General features: G+C 45.9%; 10 protein-coding genes. 6 read left to right on the top strand and 4 right to left on the bottom strand.

All coding sequences use genetic code 11. From position 1 onward, the window contains the following. The first annotated feature begins 292 nt into the window (after positions 1-292). From ACFVTB_RS03545 to ACFVTB_RS03535, 3 genes are read left to right on the top strand one after another with little or no spacing between them, the layout of a single operon-like run. Complete coding sequence (locus ACFVTB_RS03545; RefSeq protein ID WP_387745268.1) at positions 293-1558, top strand: class I SAM-dependent methyltransferase; 1266 nt, start codon at positions 293-295, stop codon at positions 1556-1558. 3 nt (positions 1559-1561) lie between these two features. Continuing rightward, positions 1562-4147: a metallophosphoesterase gene (locus ACFVTB_RS03540; protein WP_387745265.1), complete on the top strand. Its 2586-nt coding sequence runs from the start codon at positions 1562-1564 to the stop codon at positions 4145-4147. 33 nt (positions 4148-4180) lie between these two features. Further along, entirely contained in the window at positions 4181-4741 is a 561-nt protein-coding gene (locus ACFVTB_RS03535; protein ID WP_387745262.1) for an RNA 2'-phosphotransferase, read from the top strand. A gap of 97 nt (positions 4742-4838) precedes the next feature. Here ACFVTB_RS03535 and ACFVTB_RS03530 read toward each other — a convergent pair whose 3' ends face one another. From ACFVTB_RS03530 to ACFVTB_RS03520, 3 genes are read right to left on the bottom strand one after another with little or no spacing between them, the layout of a single operon-like run. Then, positions 4839-5294 carry a CDI toxin immunity protein gene (locus ACFVTB_RS03530; protein ID WP_387745259.1) on the bottom strand — a complete coding sequence of 152 codons (456 nt, stop codon included), beginning with the start codon at positions 5292-5294 and terminating at the stop codon, positions 4839-4841. A 28-nt stretch (positions 5295-5322) separates the two neighbouring features. Beyond that, positions 5323-6135 (bottom strand): WYL domain-containing protein, encoded by an 813-nt coding sequence (locus tag ACFVTB_RS03525; RefSeq protein WP_387745256.1) that lies wholly within the window; start codon positions 6133-6135, stop codon positions 5323-5325. Beyond that, positions 6122-7432 carry a helix-turn-helix transcriptional regulator gene (locus ACFVTB_RS03520; RefSeq protein ID WP_387745253.1) on the bottom strand — a complete coding sequence of 437 codons (1311 nt, stop codon included), beginning with the start codon at positions 7430-7432 and terminating at the stop codon, positions 6122-6124. Before ACFVTB_RS03520 ends, ACFVTB_RS03525 begins: the two co-directional genes overlap by 14 nt. A gap of 625 nt (positions 7433-8057) precedes the next feature. Here ACFVTB_RS03520 and ACFVTB_RS03515 point away from each other — a divergent pair. Together ACFVTB_RS03515 and ACFVTB_RS03510 are read left to right on the top strand one after the other, a co-directional pair. Further along, positions 8058-9179, top strand: a complete 1122-nt coding sequence (locus ACFVTB_RS03515; protein ID WP_387745250.1) for a slipin family protein — start codon at positions 8058-8060, stop codon at positions 9177-9179. A gap of 14 nt (positions 9180-9193) precedes the next feature. Then, on the top strand, positions 9194-9982 hold the full coding sequence (locus tag ACFVTB_RS03510; RefSeq protein WP_387745247.1) for a nucleotidyltransferase domain-containing protein: 789 nt from the start codon (positions 9194-9196) through the stop codon (positions 9980-9982). Between the two features lie 97 nt (positions 9983-10079). Here ACFVTB_RS03510 and ACFVTB_RS03505 read toward each other — a convergent pair whose 3' ends face one another. Continuing rightward, a complete protein-coding gene (locus ACFVTB_RS03505; protein WP_387745245.1) occupies positions 10080-10442 on the bottom strand; it encodes a cupin domain-containing protein in 363 nt (120 codons plus the stop codon). A 305-nt stretch (positions 10443-10747) separates the two neighbouring features. On the opposite strand from ACFVTB_RS03505, the gene ACFVTB_RS03500 reads away from it, so the two are divergent. After that, complete coding sequence (locus tag ACFVTB_RS03500; protein WP_387745242.1) at positions 10748-11374, top strand: type 1 glutamine amidotransferase family protein; 627 nt, start codon at positions 10748-10750, stop codon at positions 11372-11374. The last annotated feature ends 95 nt before the right edge of the window (positions 11375-11469 follow it).

Raw genomic sequence — 11469 nt, 5'->3', positions numbered from 1 at the left:
TGAAATCTAGTTCTATTACATGAAGAAAAGCACAAGCGCCAGGCTTCCCTGACCGGCGCTTGTGCTTTTTTTCTTCTAAAGAATCTTCCCCATGCAAACGTCCGGCGGGGACGAGGATCTAAAGGCAGAGTCTTGTTGCTAGTAGTTGTGGTAAACACCTAGAATGACGAGGCTGGCAGGATAAAGTTGCAAATAATGAGCCAAAGGGTGGACGCTCGTAATACTTTTACCGTGTTCGTTTGCATCAAACTTAGCTAAGATGGGATCAAATAAAGAGTAGGAGTTCATGCATATGGCAATTGTCCAAATTAGATCCACTAATCCGCACTTCTCGTTTCTAATCAAGAAAAATCCGAGTTCCGGGATGATGCTTCGTTCGATTCGCAAGGGAATGGCTCATGGATGGTATACCGATCAGCAAAGCTATAACGTTTATTTTAAGGATGCGGACAACGAGATTTCGTACAAACAGCATGAGCAGGAAACCTTCGAATATTTGAATGTATCCAGATACAACACACCGTTACTTCCGCTGAATGTGATTAATGAATTTTTCTCCGCTCCGCTCAAAGCACAGGATGAACGAGACATTGATGGCTATGAACATACCTTTTTCATCAATATGATCCATATTGAACTGGTTCGTTACATTGCGTTTTTCGAAAAGCATCTGAAGGATTTCTCTTTCGAGATTACCCATCAAGCACATAAGAGTTACTCTCTTACCGTTAAGACGAATAAAAGTCTGTATCAACTGCTTCATGCGGTAAGCGTACTTTGCTTATTTCTTTCGATGTTCGGTAATGAATACATTGATATTTCGGACAGCATCCTTGATAAGTACATCAAGAGTATGAATGTGATCGATGCGCCGTTCTATATTCGCAGCCTTTTTGTACGCAATTTCTTGTCTACCAGAGATCGATTTCAAAAATATAAAACGGAGCTTGAGAAAACGGAACGCTACGATATTCAATTTGCCTATGGGGGGACTGCTCTCCAGCGGAGAAATTATATCAAAAGTGTATTGGCTTTCGACAAGTCGATCTTGGATGTAGGATGCGGAGAGGGATTTTATGCGTTTCCTTTTTCCCGAAAAATAGAGGGCAGCTACTATGCAGTAGACATTAATGCAGAGCTGTTAGAGAAGGTAAAGCGTATAGCAGATGCTAAAGAAATCGACAATATTGTCACCTTCGGATCGATCGATCTGTTTCTGGAAAGCTACAACGGAGAGCAGGTTGATGTGATTTTGACCGAGGTTATTGAACATATGAGTCAGGACGAAGCTAAGCAGCTGATCCATCAAATTTGTGCGCATGTCGATTTCGACAACTTCATTCTGACGACGCCAAACGCCGACTTCAACCGGTACTACGAGTTGAGCGATTTCCGGCATGAAGAGCACAAATGGGAAATGGGAGAGAAATCCTTTCAAGAGTGGCTGACCGATGTCATTAAAGACATGAACTTGAACGCCGAATTTGTCGCTATCGGAGACGGTGTGAATAATATCAAAACGACGCAGGGCGTCATTCTTAAGAAAAAGGAGGCCTAACGAGTGCATATTCAATCGAGAGTTCACACCATTTTTATGCTGGTCGGGTCTACCGAATGCGGCAAAACGACTTTTGCCAAGGAAGTGCTGATTCCTGGGCTTCGCTTTGAAGATGCCAACCGGAATGTGAGAGCAAATGTCCAATATTTATCGTCCGATCAGATTCGCCAAGAGGTTCTTGGCTATGAATACGACAAATATGATCAGGTGATGCTCGAATCTAGTGAACAAGCGTTTCACTTGCTGTTTGAAAGATTGAAGATGGCAACGTCTTTTCCGATTAATGCGGAGTTTGTGGTTGTAGATACTACCGGGTTATCGGAGGACTTTCGGGCAAAGGTGAAGGAAGTTGCGTATCAGAACAACTATAACCTTGAAGTCATTGTTTTTGATTATCGGAAGCGGGAAGATTACTATGCATCGGACCGTTCAAAGAAGCTGATCACAAATCATATCAATCGATTGAAAAGAGATGTTCTCGGCGCTCTGCCGCGTGAAGACTACGGGAAAATCCATAAAGTGCGTGCAAAAGACTTTTATATGGTCGACCAGCAGAAAGCGAATCCTGCGTACAAAATGATCATAGACGATCTGGAAGTTTACTTGGCGACCGTTCTCCCGCAGGATCATCAGTATATCATTATCGGGGACGTACACGAATGTGTAGAGGATTTAAAAGGGCTATTGAAGGATTACGGTTTTAAGATTGAAGCAGATAAGCTGATTGCGACAGATAAGTTGAAGCAAACCAAGGTGATATTGGTTGGCGACTGGATCGATAAGGGAAAGCAAACGAAAGAAATTGTTCAGTTTCTTTATGATAATCGGGAGTACTTCTACTTCGTTCTTGGCAATCATGAAAATTTCGTCGACAAGTATATTAAGGGCGAAATTAAAGGTGTAGAGCAGGAACTGCTCCATACGTATTTTGACTCGACGCAGCTATTATTGAACGACCCGGAGCTGCTGGAGAAGTTTCAACAGTTGGTCGCGACTTCGAAACCATTTTATCGATATATCGGAACTAAGGGGGCGTCCTTCTATGTTACTCATGCTCCTTGCCGGAATAGATATATTGGAAAACTCGATACGAATTCTGTCCGGCATCAGAGGAATTTCCGAATCGACCGTGAAGCGCAGCTTGAAGAACAACTTGGTTTTCTACAAGAGGAATCGGTTAAAAATCATCCGTTTCATGTATTCGGACACGTTGCCGCTAAGCAGTCCTTCCGAATCGGAAATAAAATCCATATCGACACGGGAAGCGTGCATGGCAACATGTTGACCTCCGTCAGCATCTCGTATAAGCCTTTTATAAAGTCCAGAAAGTCTCGCGAAGCAGTGATTGCCGAGGAACTGCAGACCTTATTCAAGGCAGAAAGAACGGTGTCCATCAAAGACCTTGGAGAGGATGACATTCGCAGACTCCGCTATTGCTCGCGAAATAAAATCAACTTCATCTCCGGTACGATGTCGCCGGCCGATAAAAACGAGGAGACGAATGAGCTCGAGTCTCTTCAGCGCGGTCTAGCGTATTTTAATGAGCGAGGTATTCAGAAAGTTGTACTGCAGCCCAAATACATGGGTTCGAGATGCAACGTTTATTTGCACAAGGATCTGGAGCAATGTTTTGCAGTCAGCCGCAACGGCTACAAGATCAAGCAAGTGGAATTAACAGAGATTTACGGCAAGCTGCTTCAGAAGTTTGGTGGCTACATGGAAGAGCAGAAAATGGCTATGCTGATCTTGGATGGTGAGCTTCTCCCGTGGAAGGCGCTTGGCGTAGGATTAATTGAAAGGCAGTTCAAGCCTATTGAAAAGGCACTGGAGACAGAGCTTGCATTTTTGCAGCAAAACGGTTTTGAAGAAGCTTACAATAAGCTCATTGCTGAATTTGAGACGAGCGGTTTTGAGAAAGATCAGCATCATACGGCGAAATCAGCTTTAAGCGATAAGTATGGTTCGAGTGTATATCAAAGCTATAAGTACATTAGTGAGATTCGGGATGTATATGTTCCTTTGTCTGAACATATGGAAGCTTATCAAACGTACAAAAAACAGTTGGAGCTGTATGCTGAAGACGAAACGATGGAATATAAGCCTTTTGCTATTCTGAAATTCGTTTATGAAGATGGGAAGGAACAAATTCCGGAGTGGGGGACGTCCGAGATGTACGGTTTTCTATCGGAGGATGAAGCGATTACGCTGGATTTGTCTGAGCCTGGCTTCTTGGAAAAAGCGGAGAGTTATTTCTCTGAGCTTACGACGGATAAGCATATGGAGGGCATTGTCATTAAGCCGGAGAGATGGAGTGAAAAAACGGTGCCTTATATGAAGGTGCGGAATCCCGAATATTTATCCATCATTTACGGATATGACTACAAGTTCCCACATAAATACCGCAAGCTGCTTAAGCAAAAGAATGTAGGTAAAAAGCTTCGTACCTCGCTAAATGAGTACCAGCTTGGCATGCGGATGTTGGCGATACCATTTAATGAGATAGAGCCGGAGAATACAGCATACAAAGAAATTGCGGCTAATCTGCTATTTGAGGTGGCTCAGGAACGGGAGATTGATCCGCGGCTATAAGAGCAAATAGAGCTAATAGGAAGTGAAAGCAATATGATAAATCATGCAATGGAAAAAAGCTTAAGTAAATTGATGACAAAAATCCTTCGGCACACGCCTGATGATTTTGGCGTTACCTTGGATTCTACGGACGGTTCGTGCCCGCTAAGTGCTTTTTTGCAGGTCATTCAGGCTCAACCCCAATGGGCGTGGGTGGAGCAAGAGGATATCGAACAGGTGGTCCGCAATTCGGATAAGCAGCGTTTTGAAATTGAAGGCGGCTGCATAAGAGCAAGGTACGGTCACAGTCATGATAGGATTCAATATGTTCCGGGCGATCCGCCAGCTACTGTCTATCACGGTACGAATAGCAAGGCTCTCCCATTGATCTTGAAAGAAGGTTTAAAGCCAATGGGCAGGCAGTATGTTCATTTGTCGGAAGGCACTCATTTTGCGACGCTCGCTGGAAGCCGCAGAGGAGAGTTAGTCATTCTTGAAATTGATACATTAAACGCAAAGCGACTCGGAACCAATTTTTATTATGCCGGTAATGAGGTGTGGTTAGCTGATTTTGTGCCGTTTGAAAGCTTTTCGATAAAAGAGACCCTCGAGTGACTTACCGGAGTAAATTTAATGAAATGACAAAAAGCTTAAGCACCGGGCTTCACTGACTGGCGCTTAAGCTTATTTTCTTCCAGAGTCATTAATCCGTTTACTTCCTAACTACCGTTATTTCTCCTTCGTGATGATTTTCAATCAATATACTTTCATCAAAATTAACAAACCAGGTATCAAAGCCTACAGCAGTAATTTCTTTAAAATGATTAATAACATCGCCGAGTGTTGTTTCTACTACCGGCAGGTTATACTCATCCCAGATAATATAAAAATTCTGGTTAGAATCAGTGGTATACCTTTTTAAATCGAAGGCATCTTTTAGCTTAATTATATTGGGCAGTGAATCCCAATCTACTCTCCCCCAGTTGGTAAATGGAAATTCACTCGTCAATTTGTCCGCGATTTCTTGTGATCTTTCTTGACTATATACACGGGCGGACGGATCTAAAACGGCGATACACTCGTTAAATAATTCACCATAGGATATGTCTCTTATAATATTTCTCTTAAGCTGCTCCATTCTAAATCTACGAGCGTTCCTGTCTTCCATCAATCATTCTCCATGCTACTTAAGAGATTCACTCCCCATCCCTCGCAACCCCATACCGCTCCAAAGCCTTCGTCGAAGCCTCAAGCATGCGCCTCTTCAAATAATCGCCTTCGACCACCCGCACCCGCTTGCCGAGAAAGCGGAGCTTGGATAGCAAATACTCCATCTCATCCTTGAGCAGAGAAACGGCAACTCGATAGGTATCGTTCTCCGCATCGTACTCCACCTTTTTTTCAAAGCTGGAGAAGGCATACAGAATACGGGACAATTCCGCGTTATATATAGGAATAATTTCAATGACGACTTCACTCTTACGGGCTTCGATCGTTTTTTCAATTTTATGAAGAATGCGATCTGCTGTCAGAGGTTCGATAGACTCAGGGTCGAGAGCATGAATCTTCTTCACCCGGGTGCTCATGAAGGCGTGATGCCGGTTGTTATACCAGAGCAAATACCATTCTCGTTTGACCATCGAGTATTCCAGTTTATATGGAACCCCTGAATGGTCAGTATTCACCCGGCCTCTTTTAATCTCATAAGTCATGCGAATCCCCGTTTTATTCATAATATACCGACGAAGAGGGCGCAGAAGCGGGTGGTAGACATGCTTTTCCGTCGTCTGGGCTTTTTCAATCAAGTGGTCAGATGTATCCATAACCGGATCGGTTTCAAGAGCGGACCGCAGCTTGTCCAACGTGTCAGCCGTGAAAGCATCGGCTGCGGCGGGATGCGCAAGCATCGTTTTCAGCCATGCCCGCTCATGCGAGGTCGCCATGAAAGTGCCGGAGTCCTCCAGGCGGGACATGATCTGATGATTGAATATTTTCTCAAACAGATTCATAGCAGGACTGAATCTCCTTCCATTCGGCAATCATTTCACGGCGCAGCGAAGCGGGCTCAAGAACCTCGCAGCTGGAACCAAAGCTGCGCAGCCACGGCCTAATTTCGGTCGTACCGTTTACCGTTATTTCATAGATAAACGAATGCTCATCTTCGAACGTAATCTGTCCCCATTGTCCCTGAGACCGTACGCGTTCTTTAATAAAATTCGGTTCAAGACCTTCGGGATTGTAAAATCTGGCGCGCACCGTGACAGGCCGGCCCGTATCAATGAGCCAGCTGTATTGCAGCTTTTCGGCGAGCTGATTCCGCTTTTCCTCATGCCAGACCTCGTCGACGGCTTCATCTTCTTCGATTTGCGTCATGCCTTCCATCCGATATTTTCGAATCCCTTCTCGTCCGTGGGAAAGCAGATACCACCTGCCGTATTGATGATCATAGACAATTTTAAGCGGGAGCGTCTTTTCGGTTTGTCCCTCGGAGTCCCGTGCAAACAAAGGATTCGTATTTTTCGAGGCGTAGCTTTTCTCAGACTTTGGCGAGAAGTACAGAAAACGAACCTTTCGGCGATGGCGTATGGCATGAAGGAGCGTGAACAGATGCGCCTCGTCCAAAATACGCGAGTAATAGTGATATTTATATAAAAAGGGTTCTAAAGCATTTTGCCCCAACGCATTGCCAGACAGCTGCTTCTTGAGTCCATCTCGCAGCAGGTAGCCTTGTACGGATGGAACCTGCGTGTTCGCCATGACATCTACAAAATCATACAAATCGAGAAGCTCTTCATCCGATAAGCTCCGAACCATGTCGTCTTGGATGCGATACCGGTAGGGGCGTGGCCCCGCTTCCCGTTTGATGACGCCGACCTCCTCTAAATACTTAAGATCCGACCGGATGGTTTTCTCGTCAGGGAGCGAAAGATGGGCAGGCATACTGTTGCAGCACATATCCAGCAGCTCCATCGCAGTCAGCGCCTGACCGTTCATCGAAGCTAACAGAAGCGAAATCCGTTGGCTTTCCGACTCTTTGACGGATTTTGCGCGAAAGAGAAATAAGAGCAGTGGATCGGCGGAGTCATAGTAGCTGAAGCGAACGGCATCAGCCAGCTCCTTCACCTGCTCCTGCGGCAAATGCGGCTGCATGGAGCCTGCGACATCTTTGAGCCGCCGAATGGTCTTGTCAAAGGTATGGACGGAAATGCCCAATCTTTCTGCAAACTGCTGCCTGCTGAACGCCCCGCTAGTGAGCGCCAGCATGCGCAGGAATTGAATTTCTTTATCAAAGCTTTCCTTAGCCAAAGGTACCCTCCGTTCGAACAAAGCATCTTCTTCTATTGTAGCAGGGGAGGGATTGGGGTGATATGGAAAACTTTATGGCCGGTCGTAATACTTTCGCCATGTTCCTCTACGGAGAAATGAGCGATTATAGAACCTGTAAGACGGCAACGCGCACTGCGTTTCTTCTTATCATTGTTTCTTATTCGCAAGGCGTAACGAGGCGAGGATATACGTTTATCCCGCAGTGCCGTGCCCGATGGGCTTCGGTATCCTGTACGACCGGACCGGTAAGGAAACCACTAATTATTTGGGGTTCAATTCCCCAATCGCTTAGGGTGCGATTCTGGTAGAATACTCGACTTTCAATCGAGCGAAAAATGTGCAAAAGACCAAGGACAGAGAATCCCTAGCGGCTAGTTTGAGCGCGCTGCGGAAGGCCTTGTAATTCGTGGATACCGATGGAGACCGGCTTCGAGAGATTTTTCATAGGAGGATGAGAAAAGGCGGAGGCTGAAGCAATTGCCGCTTCCTTAACCCAACACTCCCTGAACATTCATCGGCGTCAGACTCTCCATCTCAAACGAAATTCCGCCGGAACCGCAGCGGGATTCTCATCCGATGGTCGAACTATTAAGGAGGAACTAACATGTTTAAAAAAGTGACAATTCAAGCCGACCAGCGCGGTCTGCTCTTTCATAAAGGAAGCTATGTGAAGAAGCTCAATCCGGGAACTTATCGCTATTTGCTGTGGTCGCAAGCCGAAGTAGTCGTATTGAATGTTGCGAAACCATTCGTTGTAGAAGGCAAAGACCTGCAGTTGTTCCTTCATGACGATGCCCTTGTGGGAGAGCTCGATGTCGTACGGGTACAAGATCATGAATATGTTCTGCGTTACGAGGACGGTCAGTTCATGCAACTGCTTAAACCAGGCGTCTATGCGTATTGGAACGTGCTGAAAAAACATGCGTTCCTGCACGCCGACAGCAGACAGCCCGAGCTGTCTGCCGAGATAGACCGTTCGATTTTGTCGAAGCTGACCGCTTACACGCAATCCTGCGAAATCGCGAATCACGAAACGGGATTTTTGTTCTACGACCACGTTTTCCAACGAGAGCTTGCTCCAGGGAAGTACACGTACTGGAAGGGTCCAGTTTCAACGATGATCAAGACGGTCGATTTAAGACAGCAGCAAATGGATCTTATCGGTCAAGAAATGATGACGGAAGACAAAGTTACGCTGCGATTGAACTTCGTGTGCCAATACAAGATCGTAAACCCGTTGCGCGCCTTGGAAATGAAATCATTCGACGAGCAGATTCATATTCAGCTCCAGCTCGCGCTTAGGGAGTATGTTGGAACGCTTAGGCTGGACGATCTGTTGAAACGGAAAGAGGACGCGGCGACGTTCGTACTCTCCCGTTTGCGCGAGCAAGGAGAAGAGTTCGGCGTCCAATTCCTGCACGCAGGCGTGAAGGATGTTATATTGCCGGGAGAAATGAGAGATATTTTAAATACCGTTCTGCTTGCGGAGAAAAAGGCACAGGCGAATCTAATCACGCGTCGTGAAGAAACAGCCTCTACCCGCAGTCTGCTCAATACCGCTAAGCTGATGGATGAGAACCAAACGCTGTTCCGTCTGAAAGAGCTGGAATTTCTCGAAAAAATATGTGAGAAAGTCGGGTCCATCTCTTTAACGGGCGGAGGCGATTTACTGGAACGTTTGAGCTCTTTGCTTGGCGAGAACAGAGCGGCAGGCAAGGAACGCTAAGGGAGGATTGAAAAATGAGCGGTTACCATAAACCCATCTTATCCGCGCTTGAGCATATCGAGCGCGAGGAGAACATCCGAATCTTGTACGCTTGCGAATCCGGCAGCCGTGCATGGGGATTTCCATCAAAAGACAGCGACTACGACGTCAGATTTCTTTATGTGAGACCGGAAGAATGGTACCTATCGATTTTTGAAAAGCGGGATGTGATCGAGCGTCCGATCAGCGACATGCTGGACATCAACGGCTGGGATTTGCGAAAAGCGTTGAATTTGTTCCGCAAGTCGAACCCGCCGCTGCTCGAGTGGCTTCAATCGCCGATTGTATATATGGAAAATCATCCGATAGCGGAGGAGATTCGCCGGCTTTCTCCATTAACGTTCTCCCCAAGATCCTGCGTGCATCACTATTTGCATATGGCGAGGGGGAACTACCGGGAATACCTGCAAGGCGAGCATGTGAGAATCAAAAAGTACTTTTATGTTCTCCGTCCGATTCTAGCATGCGAATGGATCGAAAAGTACAATACGATGCCGCCTATCGAATTTGAAAGACTGGTTGATGCTGTCGTGCCGAGAGAAAGTGAGCTTAAAGCGGTTATCGGCGATTTGCTTGTTCGTAAGAAAGCGGGCGAAGAATTGGATTACGAGCCGAGGATCAATCCGATCAACGCGTTTTTGGAGGAAAGAATCGAGTATTACGAGCGGATGGCAGCAGTTATGCAAAAGTCCAGCGGGGACCAGGATCAGCAGCTTGATGATTTATTCCGGTCTGTGTTGAAGGCTGTATGGGGGAAGAAGTGACCACTCCGCCGGAGAAGCCGTCTTAGATCAAGACATTGCCTTCTCCATGCCGAAGTGGAAGTCCCATTACCCGTATTTTGTGAGTCGGGCTATAGGGTTAGTCTGTGTAGTAGTTCGTGCCAACGGAGAACTCGATGAATACGCAAGCCTCGTCGCCAACCGCCCACGCATCGTGACCAGCCGGCAACATCATGATGTCGCCAGGGCCGAACTCCTCCTCAGCGCCGTCGTCCATGACGACCTTCAGACGACCCGATTGCACGTAAGCAACGTGAGGGAGTGTGCAGCTATTCGTGCCAGCGTGCGGCTTCAGATCGTTGGACCATTTTGCACCTTTCTCGAAGGTGACGCGGTGAACCTCGAGGCCGTCAAGAAACACATTTTCTTTCTTGATCAAACCAAAGACATCGACCCTATCAGGTGTGTCTAGATTTTTCTTCTGCATGACTTCCTTTGCCATATGTTATTTCACCTCCTTCCGTAAATATTTATATTAATGTTTTATCTTACTATACCGATGTTTATACTGAGGTATAAAAGTCTATTCATTATATCATATTGCTGTCATAAAAGAGTTGCTATATTTCGGCTCAAAACCGAAATCCGTGCTTGAAGAACAGTTAATGAAATTTTTTTGCAATGCAAAAACTTCACTGACAGCAAGATGTCAGTGAAGTTTTTTTATAATGAGGATAATCACGGATAGCCAGTCGATCGTTAGGGTTGGTATCGCTTGATGAATTGCAAAACAAGGAGAGATTGAAAGTGAATCATACAGCATATCTTTACGTATTCGACACGATGGCTGACTGGGAAATAGGGTACATAACTGCCGAACTGAACTCGGGAAGATTTTATAAAAAGGGGTCTGCCCCATCGAAAGTAGTCACTGTAGCAAGAGAAAAGTCTCCTGTAACGACAATGGGCGGATTAAAAATATTGCCGGAGATCACACTGGACGAGTGCAGCATGAAAAGCGGAGATCTATTGATTTTGCCTGGCGGCGAGACATGGACGGAGTCCGTTCATCAGCCCATTCTAGACGTCGCAGAAAGGTGTTTGAAGGAAGAAGTGTGGGTAGCAGCGATTTGCGGAGCTACAATAGGACTTGCGCAGCGAGGATTGCTGAATGCATACAAACATACAAGCAATGATCTGGGTTATCTTAAAATGACCTGTCCCGCCTATACGGGAGAAGCGGATTACCAACAAGAGCCTGCTGTAACCGACGGGAAGCTGATCACAGCATCCGGGGTAGCTCCGTTAGATTTTACGGTCCACGTTTTGGAGGCTCTGGATGTATTCAATCCGGAAACATTAGATGCCTGGTATCATTTAAATAAGACGCAGGAGCCCCGATATTTCTATGAACTGATGCACTCTATACAGTGAAAATAAAAGTATAAATAGCACTTCTAGTCATGTGCCTGTTTCGCTCGCGCTCCTTCATTTCTACACCAGAAATGAGGGAGTATTTTTTACTTATA

The organism is Paenibacillus sp. NPDC058071 (genome assembly GCF_042885235.1).
Taxonomy (GTDB): Bacteria; Bacillota; Bacilli; order Paenibacillales; family Paenibacillaceae; genus Pristimantibacillus.
Note: the sequence above shows the minus strand (reverse complement) of the source record. Positions and strands in the feature narration are given on the sequence as shown.